18 protein-coding genes and 1 pseudogene are annotated in these 16,375 nt (G+C 48.9%); 7 read left to right on the plus strand and 12 right to left on the minus strand.

From position 1 onward, the window contains the following. Positions 1-9 precede the first annotated feature (9 nt). Positions 10-291: a DUF134 domain-containing protein gene (locus tag A9B99_RS16705; protein ID WP_064599429.1), complete on the plus strand. Its 282-nt coding sequence runs from the start codon at positions 10-12 to the stop codon at positions 289-291. A gap of 126 nt (positions 292-417) precedes the next feature. Continuing rightward, a complete protein-coding gene (locus A9B99_RS16710) occupies positions 418-966 on the plus strand; it encodes a NifB/NifX family molybdenum-iron cluster-binding protein (RefSeq protein ID WP_064599431.1) in 549 nt (182 codons plus the stop codon). 161 nt (positions 967-1,127) lie between these two features. Here the strand turns inward: A9B99_RS16710 and A9B99_RS16715 are convergent, their stop codons facing one another. The 5 genes from A9B99_RS16715 to A9B99_RS16740 all read right to left on the minus strand — a co-directional run bounded on the left by A9B99_RS16715 (position 1,128) and on the right by A9B99_RS16740 (position 5,354). Continuing rightward, positions 1,128-2,066, minus strand: coding sequence for a hypothetical protein (locus A9B99_RS16715; RefSeq protein ID WP_064599433.1), 939 nt, complete (start codon positions 2,064-2,066; stop codon positions 1,128-1,130). Between the two features lie 20 nt (positions 2,067-2,086). Beyond that, positions 2,087-2,569, minus strand: a complete 483-nt coding sequence (locus A9B99_RS16720) for an Hcp family type VI secretion system effector (protein ID WP_064599435.1) — start codon at positions 2,567-2,569, stop codon at positions 2,087-2,089. Positions 2,570-2,867: 298 nt separating this feature from the next. Continuing rightward, positions 2,868-3,956: a mechanosensitive ion channel family protein gene (locus tag A9B99_RS16730; protein ID WP_197499291.1), complete on the minus strand. Its 1,089-nt coding sequence runs from the start codon at positions 3,954-3,956 to the stop codon at positions 2,868-2,870. A gap of 363 nt (positions 3,957-4,319) precedes the next feature. Continuing rightward, positions 4,320-4,772 (minus strand): acyltransferase, encoded by a 453-nt coding sequence (locus A9B99_RS16735; RefSeq protein WP_064599442.1) that lies wholly within the window; start codon positions 4,770-4,772, stop codon positions 4,320-4,322. A 327-nt stretch (positions 4,773-5,099) separates the two neighbouring features. Beyond that, a complete protein-coding gene (locus A9B99_RS16740; protein WP_064599444.1) occupies positions 5,100-5,354 on the minus strand; it encodes a YrhK family protein in 255 nt (84 codons plus the stop codon). A gap of 191 nt (positions 5,355-5,545) precedes the next feature. Here A9B99_RS16740 and A9B99_RS24290 point away from each other — a divergent pair. Then, positions 5,546-5,623 (plus strand): annotated as a pseudogene (locus A9B99_RS24290) (Hok/Gef family protein); the annotation flags it as partial. A 30-nt stretch (positions 5,624-5,653) separates the two neighbouring features. Here the strand turns inward: A9B99_RS24290 and A9B99_RS23390 are convergent. The 4 genes from A9B99_RS23390 to A9B99_RS16760 all read right to left on the minus strand — a co-directional run bounded on the left by A9B99_RS23390 (position 5,654) and on the right by A9B99_RS16760 (position 9,232). Further along, a complete protein-coding gene (locus tag A9B99_RS23390) occupies positions 5,654-6,013 on the minus strand; it encodes a helix-turn-helix domain-containing protein (protein WP_074388823.1) in 360 nt (119 codons plus the stop codon). A gap of 114 nt (positions 6,014-6,127) precedes the next feature. After that, positions 6,128-6,991, minus strand: coding sequence for an efflux RND transporter periplasmic adaptor subunit (locus tag A9B99_RS16750; RefSeq protein WP_064599448.1), 864 nt, complete (start codon positions 6,989-6,991; stop codon positions 6,128-6,130). After that, a complete protein-coding gene (locus tag A9B99_RS16755) occupies positions 6,988-7,203 on the minus strand; it encodes a DUF1656 domain-containing protein (protein WP_064599451.1) in 216 nt (71 codons plus the stop codon). The genes A9B99_RS16750 and A9B99_RS16755 overlap by 4 nt, the downstream gene beginning before the upstream one ends. Next, positions 7,193-9,232 (minus strand): FUSC family protein, encoded by a 2,040-nt coding sequence (locus A9B99_RS16760; protein WP_064599453.1) that lies wholly within the window; start codon positions 9,230-9,232, stop codon positions 7,193-7,195. Before A9B99_RS16760 ends, A9B99_RS16755 begins: the two co-directional genes overlap by 11 nt. 77 nt (positions 9,233-9,309) lie before the next feature. Between A9B99_RS16760 and A9B99_RS16765 the strand changes: the two genes are divergently transcribed. Next, positions 9,310-10,119 (plus strand): AraC family transcriptional regulator, encoded by an 810-nt coding sequence (locus tag A9B99_RS16765; protein WP_064599455.1) that lies wholly within the window; start codon positions 9,310-9,312, stop codon positions 10,117-10,119. Positions 10,120-10,270: 151 nt separating this feature from the next. Here the strand turns inward: A9B99_RS16765 and A9B99_RS16770 are convergent, their stop codons facing one another. Beyond that, complete coding sequence (locus A9B99_RS16770) at positions 10,271-11,152, minus strand: LysR family transcriptional regulator (protein WP_197499284.1); 882 nt, start codon at positions 11,150-11,152, stop codon at positions 10,271-10,273. A gap of 102 nt (positions 11,153-11,254) precedes the next feature. On the opposite strand from A9B99_RS16770, the gene A9B99_RS16775 reads away from it, so the two are divergent. Further along, positions 11,255-12,268: an aldo/keto reductase gene (locus A9B99_RS16775; RefSeq protein WP_064599459.1), complete on the plus strand. Its 1,014-nt coding sequence runs from the start codon at positions 11,255-11,257 to the stop codon at positions 12,266-12,268. A 60-nt stretch (positions 12,269-12,328) separates the two neighbouring features. Here A9B99_RS16775 and A9B99_RS16780 read toward each other — a convergent pair whose 3' ends face one another. After that, on the minus strand, positions 12,329-13,345 hold the full coding sequence (locus tag A9B99_RS16780; protein ID WP_064599460.1) for an NADP-dependent oxidoreductase: 1,017 nt from the start codon (positions 13,343-13,345) through the stop codon (positions 12,329-12,331). Between the two features lie 93 nt (positions 13,346-13,438). Between A9B99_RS16780 and A9B99_RS16785 the strand changes: the two genes are divergently transcribed. Next, entirely contained in the window at positions 13,439-14,341 is a 903-nt protein-coding gene (locus A9B99_RS16785) for a LysR family transcriptional regulator (RefSeq protein WP_064599461.1), read from the plus strand. A 182-nt stretch (positions 14,342-14,523) separates the two neighbouring features. On the opposite strand, the gene A9B99_RS16790 is transcribed toward A9B99_RS16785, so the two are convergent. Then, the gene (locus A9B99_RS16790; protein ID WP_231889206.1) at positions 14,524-15,450 is read right to left on the minus strand and encodes an AraC family transcriptional regulator; all 927 of its coding nucleotides are present in this window, start codon (positions 15,448-15,450) and stop codon (positions 14,524-14,526) included. 163 nt (positions 15,451-15,613) lie between these two features. Between A9B99_RS16790 and A9B99_RS16795 the strand changes: the two genes are divergently transcribed. After that, entirely contained in the window at positions 15,614-16,360 is a 747-nt protein-coding gene (locus tag A9B99_RS16795) for an SDR family NAD(P)-dependent oxidoreductase (protein WP_064599464.1), read from the plus strand. Positions 16,361-16,375 lie beyond the last annotated feature (15 nt).

The raw sequence follows: 16,375 nt of genomic DNA on the forward strand, positions 1-16,375 counted from the left end.
GAGAGAACCATGGCACGACCGAAAATACCCCGTAATATCTGCGGGTGCCCGGCAAACAGTTGCTTTAAGCCTAACGGTATCCCAATGAACAGCCTGGAACGGGTGGCAATGGGTGCAGATGAGTTTGAGGCAATGCGTCTGGTTGACCTTAACGGCATGCAACAACTGGAAGCCGCAGCAGTAATGCAGGTGTCACGGCAAACGTTGGCAAACCTGGTGAAACGTGCGCGCGCCAAAGTGGCAGACTGCCTGGTAAATGGCAAAGCGCTGGATCTTGCGGGCCGCGACTGACTCAGTGCCAGACTTCACCCTGTAACGGATTTTTCAGTAATTGGCATATGCCATTAATAGTGCTATATATGGCATATGCTATTAATGGCGTACGGCCAGACCTGCGCCCTTACTGAGGACTCCACCATGACAATTGCTATTCCCTGCCTGAAAGGGCAGTTATCTCCCCACTTCACCAAAGCAGACTCATTTGCGCTTTACACGGACCAGGGCGAAAAACTGGGTGAATTTACCAATCCGGCTTTTGATGAGAGCAGTTGCGAAGCAAAACGCGCACTGTTCAGCACGTTGCAGAGTAAACAGGTGACCTGCATTGTGGTGCGTAATATAGGCCAGCATATGCTGGGCAAACTACTGGATGCCGGTATGCGTGTATTGCAGGCAACTACGCGCGATATCCCGGCAACACTGGCACTGTTGGTAACCAATAACGCAGAAATGGTGCAGCTGACAACAGCTGAACAAGGCCGGCCATCGCGGCACCATGGAGAACACCACGGCCAGTGTGAACAGGCTCAGGGCCACCACGGCGCAGGCCATGCCTGTTGCCATGATCAACATGCCGGGAAACATCATGAGCAAGGAGCAATGAATGTGACGGGTATTGCCCGCTCATGTTGCGGTGGGCACCAGCATAATGGTGGTCAGTGTGGTCGCCATCACCAACATAACTGATCATCAGGGTTGTTTGGTACGCTCCCCGGCGAAAACCATCTTTACGCCATCTGTCCGTTTTGAGCCTGTTGCCACTAAATGCCACTGTCCGTCACACTGACAGTGGCATTTCAAACGATATACTTCACAACCACAAACTTACAACACGGGGGCAGAACAGGTTAAAGCCGGTTAACGACCTGTTGCAGAACAAGCATATTGGTTCTGTTCAGTATCCGTTCGCCACCGCGCATGGATGTAACAGAGATATGCCAGCCCGCATGCTCATCCTGTGGCAGAATTTTGGCGCTGATATCGTAGTTTGCGTTAGCAAAATCCTCTGTGATTAAACTTTGTATCGGGGTAAGGTTGGTGCGCACCAATTGGTTCTCTGAACCAGCAGAATAACGTAACGGATGGGAACCCATCTCATCGTTCAGCGCTTTTTCCGCTTTTTCGCTATCTTTTAATACCTTGCCATACAGTCCCTGAAAAAAATCATTCAGTTTATTTCTCAGTTTGGCAACAGACTTTATGGTTTCAAGAAAATCTTTATTTGTCGCAATTTGTACATCTGAGAAGTTATTGCGCAACAGAGCCATTGCCCCGGATGCCAGGCCGGTTGCACCTAAAGAAGATAAGGCATAACGGGCAGCGATAACGGAAAGAGATGAACCGGTTTGTGTTGCCGCGATTACGGCAGTGCCCGCACCGAAAGTCGCCAGTCCACCAAGACCAGCCAGTACTTTGCCTGCTATATCGTAATAACTTTTCGTCTGATCCCGGTAGATATTACCGCCATAGCCATACATATGAGCTGGTGATGTTCGGAAGCGCTCAAAAAAATCAGGGTTACTGCGCATCGTGATATTACGACGGTCAACACCCGTTAATGATTCCAGCTCATACTCTTCATCACGTTGCCGCCTGCCCGGTGTTCTGCAGGCGGAAAGTAACTGTGTATAGCAGTCCATGATGGAGCGTTCTGAACCGTTTTCAAACTGATGCAATGTGTCATTATCCAGTTCATTAACGAACGCGATGATAATATGCATCTGAGCTGCATTAAACCGCGATGTGTCAGAGACGACAGTATTTATCTCGGAGGTTATATCTGCCATAGCGGGATCTCCGGCATTGATTAAAGTTCTTTATTCTGTTTGATATCCCAGCCAGATGAGGTTTCTGCACCTTTTGTACCCTGAGTAGATTGTTCCCAGTAATGCAGATTGACTTTAGATGCCTGAAACAGGTAATTCACCATAACTGTGTCGGTATGGCCCACGCCGCTGAAACTGGTTTTGGTAACCAGAACATCTTCAAGAACAATACGGGAATACTCAATTTGCGAACCACCGGCTTTGCAAATTGACAACTCAACTTTACTGACATGTTTACCATTGGCGCAGAATTTAAGAATGGTCGGTGTTGCTTTATCTATTAATGCCTGTACTGAAAGGTCCTGGAAATTAACTTTCCCCGCACCGCCACCGCCACCCACACTCATATTACCCGGCTGTTCCGCTGCCCAGTTAAATGACAATACATCAATCCAGCTGGAGTGATTTGAATCTTTAGATTCACCAGTTACACCATCAACCTTTAAATACATATCAATAGCCATATGAAATTCCTATATTAAATGCTTTAAGAATGGGTGGTCAGCCATTAACTCTAGAGTAAATTTCGGCGATTTGAGTGAATTAATCGTGACATAATGAAAACTGAGAATAATCTTACTCTTTGGTGTGTTAAGTATCACTTCAGACATAAATTCCAGTGAGATACAAGGGTGTTTACTTTTGGATATATTTGCTTTGCACAGTGCATAATAAAATTGTTGCAGGCCGCTGAGCGGCCCGGGTTTATGCACCATGCCAGGGAAAAGGCATGTCCGTTTGTTCTGTATATTTTCCCAGCTATTAATCGTGGTCTTGTTGCGTTACTGAATCTGTTGAGTTGTTCAGTGTCGCCCGTACATGCGGAAGGCTCTGCGGGTAATTTTGCTGAATAAATTCAATCATTTTTTCCCGTACATAACAGCGTAAGTCCCAGGCTGTAGGGGAGTTTTGTGCAGTCATTAATAACCTGATTGTCATGGTTTTTTCAGTAGTATCAGTAACCTGGAGTACCTGGGTCTGTTGATCCCAGAGCTTTGTTTCACTGAGTACTTTTTCAAAATGTTTGCGCAGGGGTTCCAGTGGCATCGAGTAATCCACGTAAAGAAATACAGAACCTAATATTTGTGCATTATTGCGTGTCCAGTTCTGAAAGGCATTTTCAGTAAAATAGGTAATAGGCAGCACCAGCCGGCGCAAATCCCAGATACGCACCACAACATAAGTCAGGTTTATTTCCTCAATCCAGCCCCATTCCTTTTCTACCACCACCGCATCGTCAATTTTTATTGGTTGGGTAAAGGCTATCTGAATGCCGGCAAACAGATTGACCAGTGATTTCTGTAGAGCAAAGCCTATGATAATTCCTGCCACTCCGGCACCCGCCAGAATTGTCGTGCCAAATTTTCGGACACCAGGGAAACTGAGTAAAATCAAAGAAAGGCAGAATAACACCAGCAGTACAATAGCAACTTTCTTAACATATATTATTTGTGTGCGGATCTTACGGGCGCGCAGATTATTCGAAAGGTTAATGTCATAGCGTATGAACAACATATCCTGAACGACATTTGTCAGGCGAATTAAAACGGAACAAAATGATAATATAATAAATATATTGGCAGTTGATGTAATCAGGTTAAGGACGTTTGTGGGGATATTGATATAATGAACCCCAACATTGATTAATAGTAAGGGGAGGAACAGAAACATGGAGCCACGCAGATGCTTCTCCAGTGATTTGAAGAGCTTCCTGTCGCGTTTCTGCCAGTAACGGATGACCCGGAGAAGTATAAACCGGGCCAGAAAACCTACTGCGAATGAGAGCGTGACCAGCAATAAAGCAGGTACCCATGATGGAGCGTCAGATAACTCAATAAATAACAATTGCATCATTTTCCCTTATATCTGCTAACGACAATTGTTGTCAGCTAAGCCGCCAAAATCAGTAACCGTTGTCTTCTTGCTTAACTGAGGAAGACATAATCGTGCAAATAAGTTTATGAAAAATTGAGGTAACTGGCTTACTACTCGGATAAATCACGTTTGCGTAAACCAGTTTTCATGAGTAAATTTTTTCTAACTTACTGAAATTATGCGGAAAATTAATGTGCTCATTTGGTCGTAACTCTGTACAAAAACCTGCCGGTACTGCCCGTATGGGAGGAGTGCATAGTATGGGGCGTGGGGATCATGGGAGGTAAGTCGGCCCTGACCTGATAATGCACCCGGGCCGACATTTGACTGGGAGAATGCTTAAAGCAATCGCAAAAGTTTTGCCGGGTTCCCCGCATAAATCCCTTTAACCAGTACAGGTTTAGTGACTACGCTACCGGCACCAATAACCGCGCCACTGCAAATTTCTGTGGTCAGAATCGTTGCTCCGCTACCCACCGTAACTGCATTGCCTAATACAATCTGAATCCAGTTTTCAGCACAGGAATCAGGGCCACCCGTTTTGAACAGGTCATTAGCGAAAGTAACGCCATGGCCGATAAAACAGTCATCTCCCAGCGTAACATTTTCACAAATAAAGGTATGAGACTGAATTCTGCTTCTGTTGCCAATCACACAGCCTTTTTGAATTTCGACAAATGGTCCGATAAAGACGTCGTCACCCAATGTGCACTGATAAATATTGACAGGTGTTACTACCCTGATATTTTCGCCTTCAATGACATCACGTATACCACTTGCAAATACTTTCATAGTTATCCCAGATGAACAAAGGTGTTTCAAGAATAGCGCGCAGAAGCCTGTTGGTTATTTTTCAGAATCCTGCGCTCGTAATTTTTACCTTGTGCCGCCAACTAAGGCGATACTGGTCGCCAGAGTGCACAACTGACCAACACAAACACCATACCTGACGCACAAATGACCTGTCTCATTCGTTGCCATCCTTCATTACTGTGCGGGGCTTCATACAACGGCTGATATAAAGTGTTAACCAGAGATAATTACTGACGTTTATCATCAGCCGTTGGCAAGTGAATGTAACACCGCCGTGAGCCGTTACGCATTGCCTGGCAGAAAAAGTTAATTTCTCGCATAAGCTTTTCGAACATGAATGAGTTCAGCAAGAGTGATGGCTGGCCTTAGCATCAACTGCATGCTGCCAACCACAAATAGCCATGTTCCGTCAGTCATCAGGGCGTCATAGAAGAAGAAAATACTGCCAATCAGAAACCATAACGCTATCAGTAAATCGTTTAATGCGCCTAACGCCCGGTAACGCCGTTTGATAATGATATGCTCGGCACCGAAGTCTATTTCTGCTTCTCGCTTTCGCATCTATCCCCCACGCTTAATTGCTTTGATTGTCTTAATAAAATTACACTCTGATTGCGAGTGTTTCTGACTCCGGATGTAACAGAATGTTAGAGTATGCTGCCCGGTGGGCTGTCACGCATGCGTAATATTCGTTCTGGCACGCTTCTGGCACTAAAAGGACAGACAAAACTTTATGCTCATCTCTCAAACAATGCCTGACCCGGACTCGTTTATGTGAAATCCGGGTGAAGGACGGACACAGAGAGGTCGCAGCCGTGCTGGCTTACGAATGTTTTTCTGGTTGTTATGTAACCCGGTTTTTATCTTTCTTTCGGGGGTGCCGAATGCTGATAGCAATATTTCTTTCTGTACTGATGTGGCGGAAGATTATATCGTTGACGAAACGCCCTGTTTAATGATTGTTGCGAGTCAAAGCCAAACCGTATCGCCAGGTTTATCAATGAATCGTCTGACTTAATAAGTTCCTCAGCAATAAGGTATAACTTTCGCTCTCTGATAAATGCCCCAAGGCACTGACCTGTTTCTGTGAAAAATAATCGTTGCAAGTGCCATTTTGAATACCCGGATTTAATGGCTACGTCATCTAATTTGAGTGGTGACTCGATATTGTCATTTATCCAGGTAATTAAGTCTGCTATAAATTCTGTTCTGCTATTCATAAGGTAATACCAGAGTTAATTTATTGAGGGAATATATACTTATCTGCACCATAAATTCAGAAACTAAAAATATTGCTGTCGGGTATATCTCTCCAGTTGAGAAAATACCTGCCATTATGGTGTGACGGATATACTGGCTGATAACCCTGCCACCAGTTCAACCCCTTTCGGCAGGGTGTCGATATGAATCCGAACCGGAATGCGCTGCGCAAGCCTTACCCAGCTAAATGTTGGATCAACATCTGGCAGGCCAAGCTGACCCGTCGCGTCATTATTATCACCTATCCCACGCCCGATACTCTCTACATGCCCCGTGATAACCGAGTCAAACCCCATCAGCGAAATGTGCGCCATATTTCCCACATGAATATGGCGCAACCGGGTTTCTTCGAAATAGCCAACTACCCAGAAACTATGGGCATCAATGATAGCAACTTTAGTTTCTCCTTCTGTGGCATAGTCTCCGGGGTGAAGCCGCAAGTGCGTGACATAGCCCGCAACCGGCGAACGAACAGTGGCATGAGCCAAATTCAGCTCGGCAAGTTCCAGCGCGGCCAGCGCACCATGATAATTGGCTGCAGCCACGCTGGCTGCACTGGTTGTTTGCTGTAAATCCTCGCCGGAAACCATCCTTTTTATCTGAGTGCGCCGCCTGGCTGCATCCTGACGCATCAACATCTCATGACGTTTGGCCTCAACGTCTGCCTGTGCGCTGACAACTGCCAGCTTAAGCCAGTGTGGGTCAATGGAGTAAAGAACATCACCACGATTAACCCACTGATTATCACGCACTGCCACGTTAAGCACCGGCCCGGAGACATCCGGCGCAATCTGCACCACCTCCGCGCGAACCCTGCCATCGCGTGTCCAGGGCGTTTGCGCATAATGTTTCCAGCAAATAAAAGCCAGCAGAGTGGATATCGCCACGACACTGAGTGTCAGCGCATAGCGGCTCAATAGAGACAGTAATGATTTCATGTGAGTAACCCCAACGTGGTCAGGCCCTGCAGCAGCAGGTAAAAAGTAACAATAACAGTGGAAAGTTCGAGTAGTGGGCGAAACGGCAGGCGGCGGTAAACCCGGCTGCGGGTGAACAGCGGCACAAGTAATAGTGTGCAGGCCAGCGCGAAGAGAGCGATCACCAGCAGGCCAGGAATAAAAACGCCCCCGATATTGATGTCATTGATCATCAACAGGTTCCCTATTCTGATTACGGATTACGCAGTACAAATCAACCAACCGGAAAACATACTGGCGCGATGGTTCATCGGTTGCAGGTAAGCTGTGCTCCATGAGAGTGGCAAGTTGCTGAAGTAAGATGCCGGTGTCTGCCGGACGAACAAGGAGCGTGAACAATTCAGTTATTCCAGGGTTCTTATGGGAATCATATCGGCGTATGCGCATCACACTGAGCCCCACGCGCAGTGCGTGTAACAGGCGATGCTGCGCCCATTCTGGTGACCGCCCACTGCGCTGTAAACGCGGTAGCAGTAAGGCTGCCCGGTCAATCATCATGTTGGTCCAGTGGGTTTCGTCGATATTCAGTACGCCTTTCACACTGCGGCGAATATCGCGCTGGCAAAGTTTCAGCAGGCGGTTTACCGCCGTATCTGCCTGTATGGTTTGCAGAAGACTCATCCCAACCACGGCAAAGCCGGCTGAAAAGAAGAGGGCAATGGCAGTGTTAACCGCTACGGAAAAATCTCCGCTGTAGTGCGCACCCAGTTCGCACAAGATGGGCAGTGTCAGGGTTATTCCCATCGCCATAAAAGTGGTTGGCGGCCTTGCCTGGAGCGAACCGGCAAACAAATAGACTGGAGCAAAGACCGCTACCAGCACGGTGAAATTACTGACTTGGGGGAGCAGGGCAAAACTGTAAATCAGGCTAAGCACAACCCCCCAGACCGAGCCAATAATGTATTTCACAATATGCGGGGCGGGCGTATCGAAGCTACCAAACAGTGTGCAAAAAACCCCAAGGAGAGAGACTGCCGTGACGCCATCCTGCCAGCCAGAAAAAATCCAGACCAGGCAGCCACTCAGAATGATGGAGAAAGCCCCCAGGGCTGAGCGAAACGCACTGAGGGCGTCGCGGTGGAATACGTAGCCTTTCACTGTATTTGTTTCTGCTGGCCCGTCCGCAGGCCTCGTGTCATAAATGGCATCAGAAAGGCGACCGCACTGCTGTACCAGCTCAATAGCTTCAGCCAGGTAGTGCACAAGACTGACCTGTAAAGCATCGTCGAGCGTCAGGACCTGAGTTGCATACCGGCACAGCAGTTGTTCACTGCGTTTTTTGAGGGATTCAGCCGCGTTGTTACCTGCCCTTCCATTATTACCGACAAGCCAGGTCCGGACATCGTCAAGCAGTGTTTGCATATCGACTGGCATCACGGGCATCAGCACAAGGCGGTCGTGTAACTCACAGTTGACAATGATTAACCGCGCCAGACGGTCGTGGATCCCTTTTCTGGCCTGCCGCACTGGTACAGAGAGCGCAAAGTCATAGGGAATGTGATGGCTGATGCCTTGCAGAAATTGCAGAGCCAGTGCTGTATGCAGAGGAACAGAAACTGCATCTGGTTTGCGCGCTAAGGTGTCCGCAACCCGTTGCCGCGCCGCCTGTAACGTTTGCGATAGTTTGCTGTTAAACAAGGCAGAGATTCGTGCCGGTAACACATAGCGATGAATCAACGCTGCGCAGAATATTCCAATGATTATCTCCTGTACCCGTACTATGGCGATGTGAAAAATCGCGCCCGGGTCGGAAACTGCGGGAAAACCAATCAGGCTCGCGGTGTAACCTGCCAGTACAAAACTGTAGGCGCGGGGTGTACGTTCCAGAAGTGACAAATAGAGGCAGAAGGTTATCCAGGCGGCCAGTATCACACTGCAAAAAACAGGCATATTCACGAATGTGGGCACGATTAACACCGTCATGCCTGCACCCACTACAGTGCCTGCCAGGCGGTACAGGCACCGGCTCAGCGATGCGCCGACAGAGGTTTGTGAAACGATATAAACGGTGATGATTGCCCAGGAAGGCCTGTCCAGGCCTATCGACAGGGCAATATAGTATGCGAGCATCGCTGCGATGAAGCTCTTCGCGGAGTAGATCAACGCGCTGGCATCATTCAATAGTGTGGTGGTCGCCGCACGGTGTAAACGATGGCTTATCGCGTGTAAAAAATGAAAGTGGCTAACGTTGGTTTTGTTCATGCCGAAGATTATTACCGGCTTGCGTATATGCTTAAATACTCTATTCTGTCAAAAAATACCTAAATGTGGTCAATTGTATGTCCCGCTCACTCGCCAATACGTTGTTTGACCCGGATTCCACGTCTTGCCCCGCTGTGGCACGACATCTGGATTTTGTTGATTACGCAGCAGAAGTGCCGGTGCATACGCATCGCAAAGGGCAGTTGATTATTGCCCTGTATGGCGCGGTAATTTGCCGTGCTGAAAATGATATCTGGATAGTGCCGCCCGACTGTGCCGTCTGGATCCCCGGTGGTATTGCACACAGTGCGAAAGCCACCTGGAATGCACATCTCAATTATCTGTTTATTGAACCGGGTGCCGCCGCACTGCCCGAACGATGCTGCACGCTGGCGATTTCCGGGCTTATTAAAGAACTGGTTGATCGCCTGACTCAGGAAGGTGTTGATTATTCATCAGAAAGCCATGTCGCCAGACTGACCAGGGTGACACTTGATGAGTTAGCCACCATGCCACAACAGAAACTGAGTCTGCCTGTGTCGTCTCACCCGAAAATCCGCACTATGGCCGACGTTCTGGTCAGTCACCCTGATGACCGCAGCACCTTAACAACCTGGGCAAAAAGACTGGCACTTAGCGAACGCTCGCTGGCGCGTTTAATGGTGCGGGAAACGGGCTTGTCTTTTGGGCGCTGGCGCCAGCAACTACATTTGATTATTGCCCTGCAGGAGCTGGCGAGTGGTGTCTCGGTACAAAATGTGGCGATAAAATTAGGATATGAATCGGTCAATGCGTTTATCACCATGTTCCGCAAAGTGATGGGAAGCACGCCCGCGCATTACTTTTCTGAGCGAAAAATAAGCGCACACCAGACTCATGCCCCATGAAAACAGGTTATCAGTACACACTGTTAACATCTTTTGTCATATTCATCGTCGTTATAGAGGCCTGGCAGATAAGTGTTCAGGCCGTTGACAAAGTCAATCATGCGGGCGAGTTACCCTGGAAAAGCGTAGTAACGCTCTGGCATGGGGAATTCTATTTACGAATAAAATCCACAAATGCGCGCAGCGCCGTGGGCAGATGCCGCCGCCCGGAATAGTAGAGAAAAAAACGGCCTGGCGGCGTACTAAAAGCTTCCAGTAAAGAAACCAGCCTGCCTTCAGCTAAATCCTCTCTCACCATTGCTTCATAGAGGTAGGCAATACCTGCACCGTCGCGTGCAGCCTGGACCATCAGCATATCGTCGTCGAATACCAGGGGGCCAGAAACGGCGATGGACTGCGGCTTACCGGCAACCAAAAATTCCCAGTTATAGTAATGACCGCCTGGAAAGCGGCGACAAATACAGGCATGATTCAGCAGGTCTGTCGGTATGTTTGGCGCATTATACGCATTCAGATATGACGGTGCGGCAATGCAGACAAAGCGTTGCGAGGGACCGACAGGCACAGCGACCATATCTCCGGCCAGACTCTCGCCGAAACGGATGCCTGCGTCGAAGCCATCATCCACAATATCGACCAGACCATCGTCGGTCACAACGTCGACTTTCACTCTGGGATACTTCGCCACGAAACCCGGTAATATTGCTGACAGTACCAACCAGGCTGCCGGGCGCGGTACATTCAGACGAAGCGTTCCTGTTGGTACAGCCTGTAATGCCGTCACATCGGAGAGGGCATCGGCCACATCGCGGAGAGCAGGTGCGAGCCGGGCCAGCAGACGGTGGCCTGCCTCTGTTGGCGTTACGCTACGTGTGGTGCGATGGAGTAGTCGCACACCCAGACGTTCTTCAAGCCCGCGCAGGGCATGGCTCAGCGCTGAAGCAGATACCCCCCTTTCAGCGGCAGCCTTGCGGAAACTTCTGTGCCGTGCAACGGCTTCAAAGGCATCCAGTTCATGGAGATCGATTGTCATATTAATGAGAAATATTCAGTAGTTCATAAAAGATAACATAGCTTATCGTCTCATATATGGCGTGCCACAATGAAGTTGTCTAATTCATTGGGAAATTAAACGATGCAACAGAACAAATTGGGCAATGCCGATTTCACTATTTCTCCTGTCGGCCTGGGAACCTGGGCCATCGCAGGGGCGGGCTGGGAATTTGGCTGGGGAGCGCAGGATGACGCTGAAAGTCTGGCTGCGCTGGAGTATGCAGTAGAAAGGGGAGTTAACTGGATAGATACCGCTGCCGTTTACGGCCTGGGGCACGCAGAGGAAATTGTCGGGCAGCTTTTGCGCCGGGTGCCGGCTTCGCGTCGTCCGTTGGTATTCACAAAAGGCAGTCTGGTTTGGGATCCGGCAACTCGGCAGATTTCGCATTCACTGGCACCAGACTCGTTGGCCAGAGAAATTGACGAAAGCCTGCGCCGCCTGCGTACAGAAACCATTGACTTGTATCAGATCCACTGGCCTGCTTTTCCTGCAGGCGGACCGGATGACGGCATTGAGGCCGCACTTGCTGCGGTAGACAAAGCACGTAAGCAGGGGAAGGTGCGTGCTATCGGTGTCTCCAATTTCGATGTGGCGCAACTCAAACGAGCACAGGCAGTGACGGATATTGACTCACTACAGCCGCCTTATTCGGCGCTTATGCGTGAGGCAGAGTCCGACATCCTGCCATTCTGCGAGCAGACGAACACCGGCATTATCGCTTATTCAACTTTGCAATCGGGCCTGTTGAGCGGGGCAATGACGCGTGAGCGGATTGCCAGCCTCCCCGATGATGACTGGCGTAAATTCCGAAGTCCTGACTTTAAGGAACCGCGCCTGACCAGGAACCTTGCGCTGGTTGAAACCTTCCGTCGGATTGGTGAACGCCACGGTCTGTCACCTGCGGCTGTAGCGATTGCGTGGGTGCTGAGACAACCAGCTGTATCCGGCGCGATAGTCGGTGCACGCCGTCCGGCGCAAATTGACGGATTGCTTGGCGCAGCAGAGTTCAGACTGAGCGAGGATGAACTGACCGAAATTGTCCCGTTTCTGCCCGAAGGAATGGGTACTAATGTGCCTGAGGCCGCTGCCTCCTGAACCGCATCGAAACACTGCCATTCACATAACATCAATGAATGGCAGGCAGGTGAAGCGAGATCAAAAATTTGTGAGCACAATCTTGCCCTGAATACTTCCCAACTCAGCGCGCTTATGCGCATCTGATGCCCTGGCTAAGGGATAGGTACTATCAACGACCACCCGGATAATTCCTTTATCCAGAAGATTACTGGCCTCAATAAGTTGCGCACCATCAGAACGTACTTGCGTTGATGATACGGTAATACCCTTTTCAACGGCCTCATTCTGTCCGGAAAAACCCAAAGGATTAACCAGAAATAATGCTCCGCCCTGTTTGATGCAACCAAGGAAGCGCTCCATGTTTGGGCCACCAACAGTATCCAGGACGAGATCGACATTTTTTACTACAGTCTCCGCTGCTTTTTGGGTGTAATCGATGAACTCATCTGCACCCAGATTGCGTAAAAGTTCTTCATGCCGGGACGATGCAACGGCAATAACTCGTGCCCCTTTCCACTTAGCTATTTGTACGGCAAGATGCCCCACGCCACCGCCAGCACCATTTACCAGTACTGTCCGTCCTTCCAGTGAAACAGGTGTATGCTGAAATGGCTGAAATGGATTTGGTGCGTTGTGACCCAGTTCGACAAGAAATTGCCAGACTGTAAGCAGCGACATCGGCGCACCAGCAGCCTGAATATGTGTAAGCCTGTGAGGTTTGAATGCGACCTGTGATGCAGGAATACTCACATAGTCTGCGTAGGCACCGCTGCCATTCATTATCCCTTCCGGGAAACGCACCATTGAATAGACCTCATCCCCTGGGCTGAATGCAGAGACATTTTCACCGACTGCTGCAATGACTCCTGATACATCAGTTCCGGGGATGAGTGGAAATGTTGGTTTTGGCCACCATTCAGGCGGAAGCGCCCGATAACCGTCTCGCAAATACAAGTCAGGGGGATTAACACCGGCTGCATGTACATGTACAAGTACTTCGTCGCTTCCCACCGCAGGTACTGGCGCATCTTCATACAACAGGTTTTCCGGCCCGCCAAAAGCTCGCAGTTGTACTGCTTTCATTACGTCAGTCATTATCGTCTCACTTTAATAAAAGGACTTTCGTAACAAACAATATAACTGTTATCCAGGATTGATAATTGGGTTCAGTTTCGCTTTAATTGTGCCATGAAGGAACAAATTGGTTTTGAAAGGCTCACGGGTCTTATTGCATTTGCTCGCGCTGGTTCTCTCGGCAGCTACACTGCTGCGGCACGCTCTTTGTCCATTTCACCTTCAGCGGTAAGTAAGAGCGTTCAACGACTGGAACAGCTTCTCGGGGTCACTTTATTTATCCGTACCACTCGCTCTCTGGTTTTGACTGAGGAAGGGCGCGAGATTCATGAGCGGGCACTACGGCTGTTGCGCGATGCTGATGAGATTGAGCAACTGGCAAAGCGCGCTCATGCTGAGCCAGCGGGAATATTGAGAATTGCGGCATCGTTACCGGTCGGTATTCATTTGATTGCGCCGGTTATTCCGCAGTTCTGCGCAATTTACCCAAAAGTGAAGATTGACTTACGGTTAAGTGATCATGTGATAAGTATCGTTGATGAGAATATTGATATCGCCGTCCGGCTCGGCGAACTCGCAGATTCAAATCTGTTGTCACGCCATCTTTCTCCCTATCACATAGGTTGTTATGCTTCGCCTGAATATTTGGCCCGGCATCCCGCGCCGGAACACCCGTATGATCTGAATGAGCACAAAACGGTCAATCTGCGTTACCAGAATACCGGGCAGATTTTTCGTTGGCCGTTTCGGGTTGGCGAAAAGGAGATCGAAATTGTGCCTTCATCCAGTATTATTGTTGATGTCAGTGAAGCCGTTGTAGCGGCAATTACTGCTGGTGCCGGAATAGGGATGGTTGCGAGCTTTATAGCGGATTCGTGGGTAAAAGATAAAAAGTTAGTTCCTCTGCTGGCGGGCTATACAGTAGAGCGGCATAATATTTCGGTACTGTGGCATGAAAGCCGGCGTTCTAATCCCGCAGTGCGGGTATTTCTGGATCATCTTTTTGAACATGTCTGAATTCTTAATACCGGTTTGAGTAAGGTATAGTCACCCAGTTGTATCTCCATTGGGGTACCCTCCGGGCAAAGCATTTTCGTGGTTCGAAGTGAGGGGGTCACATTGCCTTACCTGCCATTCCGGTAATGGCAGGTTGAGATCGTATTAATATTAAATGCGCCGACATCGTGATCAGTATGAAATTATTCCGGCCAGTATGACTCAGCTTTAACCTTTAATAAATGGCGTAGACGGTGCGCTTCTTTTTGTGGTGGGCTACCAAAGAACCGGCTAAATTCTCTGCTGAATTGTGTCGGGCTGACATAACCAACCCTTAAAGAGGCTTCGCTGGCAGTGACATTTCGTTTTACCATTAAAAAACGCGCCTGGTGTAACCTGATAGAAATAAGGTACTGTTTTGGTGTTGTGCCAGTGAATGCTCTGAAATGGCGGTGAAAAGAAGGAATGCTCATCCCGGCTACTTTCGCCAGCATATTGATGTCAATATTATCCATAAACCGGGTATGCATAGTACGTATAGCCGCAGCAACTTGCCTGAAATGCCCCTTTCCGGAGAGCGCCGCTCTTATTGAGGATCCCTGAGTATCAATCAGCACACGATAATAAAGTTCTTTCAGAATACCCGGCCCCAGAATTCTGGCTTGCTCCTCATCAGAAAGTGTTGTCAGAAGCCGATAAACCGTATCTGACAGCTCTCCTCCCAGCGGGGTGGAAAACATTATCCCTGCACTCTCATTATCGCTTATGTCTTTTCCCCCCATTTCAATCATTAATTCGGCGATAAGTGCGACATCGAGCGATACAGACATGGCCAGCAGAGGTTCCTCCTGGCTGGCAGTTGTCTGGCTGGTAAACGGAACAGGGACTGAGACAACCAGATAATGCCCGGCATCATAGATGAACGCCTGTCCGCCCATTAAGCCTGTTTTCTTTCCCTGCAGAACAATAACTATGCAGGGTTCATAAAGAACGGGTGTATGAGGCATAGATTCATTTACCCGCAACAGTTTGACCTCCTTCATCGGTGTACGTGAGTAGCCTTCATCCGGTGCAAGTGCCAGAAAGGCAGAGATCATTTTCTGTGTCAGTATTGATGGGAATCCGGACACTACGCCTCCTGTAAATACGAAAGGATAATTTCTTTCCATTATTTCCGTGTGTCAAAAGTGATTATGAGAGAAATAGATAATGTTTGTACAGTAATCAACATTGTTACGTTTATCTGCTTCTCATATCCTTTTTGCCATGAAGGAAATGAGGAGAGGAGTAAACATGACAGATTTTTTAGGTTTGAAAAACAGAGTGGCGATTGTTACGGGGGCCGCAGGCGATATTGGCAGGGCGACAGTAAAGCTAATGCTGAGCCATGAAGTGAAGGTGCTGGCCCTGGATATTAACCCGGAGGTTCATTCTCTGGCCCGGGAAAATCAGGTGGTGACTCATATTTGTGACGTCAGCCAGGAGCAGAAGGTTATCGACGCTGTGAAGCTCGCACAGGCAGAATTCGGTGGGGTGGATATTCTCATCAACAATGCGGGTAAGACCCTGAATAAACTTGCTACCGAGACATCGGCTGAAGAGTGGGACAGCATTATGGCCATTAATGCCAGAGGATATTTTCTCCTGAGTAGAGAAAGCCTGAAGGTCATGCAGCCCCGCAGACAGGGAGCGATTGTCAATGTGGCGTCCGTTGTGAGCATGGTTGGCATGAAAGCAACTTCGGTTTACTCGGCTTCTAAAGGCGCAATAGCCCAGTTGACCAAAGTGCTGGCTCTGGAAGCGGCTGAGTATGGTATCCGGGTTAATGCGGTGGCACCCGGCGTCGTCGAAACGAATATTCTTTCCGGTATCGTGGAAGACAGCCGTGCCACGTTGTCCAGCTATGGTCATGTTCACCCACTTGGACGAGTGGCTCAGCCGGAAGAAATTGCCGAAGCAATTACCTGGCTTGCATCACCTAAAGCCAGCTTTGTTACGGGAACAATATTAATGGCAGATGGCGGTTATACCGCACAGTAACCAGGAGCACAGCAA

The sequence above is a fragment of the Mangrovibacter phragmitis genome (genome assembly GCF_001655675.1).
GTDB classification, from domain to species: domain Bacteria; phylum Pseudomonadota; class Gammaproteobacteria; order Enterobacterales; family Enterobacteriaceae; genus Mangrovibacter; species Mangrovibacter phragmitis.

Coding starts and splice junctions, on each gene's coding strand:
- A9B99_RS16705 (WP_064599429.1), top strand. CDS start 10: ATGGCACGACCGAAAATACCCCGTAATATCTGCGGGTGCCCGGCAAAC.
- A9B99_RS16710 (WP_064599431.1), top strand. CDS start 418: ATGACAATTGCTATTCCCTGCCTGAAAGGGCAGTTATCTCCCCACTTC.
- A9B99_RS16715 (WP_064599433.1), bottom strand. CDS start 2,066: ATGGCAGATATAACCTCCGAGATAAATACTGTCGTCTCTGACACATCG.
- A9B99_RS16720 (WP_064599435.1), bottom strand. CDS start 2,569: ATGGCTATTGATATGTATTTAAAGGTTGATGGTGTAACTGGTGAATCT.
- A9B99_RS16730 (WP_197499291.1), bottom strand. CDS start 3,956: ATGCAATTGTTATTTATTGAGTTATCTGACGCTCCATCATGGGTACCT.
- A9B99_RS16735 (WP_064599442.1), bottom strand. CDS start 4,772: ATGAAAGTATTTGCAAGTGGTATACGTGATGTCATTGAAGGCGAAAAT.
- A9B99_RS16740 (WP_064599444.1), bottom strand. CDS start 5,354: ATGCGAAAGCGAGAAGCAGAAATAGACTTCGGTGCCGAGCATATCATT.
- A9B99_RS23390 (WP_074388823.1), bottom strand. CDS start 6,013: ATGAATAGCAGAACAGAATTTATAGCAGACTTAATTACCTGGATAAAT.
- A9B99_RS16750 (WP_064599448.1), bottom strand. CDS start 6,991: ATGAAATCATTACTGTCTCTATTGAGCCGCTATGCGCTGACACTCAGT.
- A9B99_RS16755 (WP_064599451.1), bottom strand. CDS start 7,203: ATGATCAATGACATCAATATCGGGGGCGTTTTTATTCCTGGCCTGCTG.
- A9B99_RS16760 (WP_064599453.1), bottom strand. CDS start 9,232: ATGAACAAAACCAACGTTAGCCACTTTCATTTTTTACACGCGATAAGC.
- A9B99_RS16765 (WP_064599455.1), top strand. CDS start 9,310: ATGTCCCGCTCACTCGCCAATACGTTGTTTGACCCGGATTCCACGTCT.
- A9B99_RS16770 (WP_197499284.1), bottom strand. CDS start 11,152: ATGACAATCGATCTCCATGAACTGGATGCCTTTGAAGCCGTTGCACGG.
- A9B99_RS16775 (WP_064599459.1), top strand. CDS start 11,255: ATGCAACAGAACAAATTGGGCAATGCCGATTTCACTATTTCTCCTGTC.
- A9B99_RS16780 (WP_064599460.1), bottom strand. CDS start 13,345: ATGACTGACGTAATGAAAGCAGTACAACTGCGAGCTTTTGGCGGGCCG.
- A9B99_RS16785 (WP_064599461.1), top strand. CDS start 13,439: ATGAAGGAACAAATTGGTTTTGAAAGGCTCACGGGTCTTATTGCATTT.
- A9B99_RS16795 (WP_064599464.1), top strand. CDS start 15,614: ATGACAGATTTTTTAGGTTTGAAAAACAGAGTGGCGATTGTTACGGGG.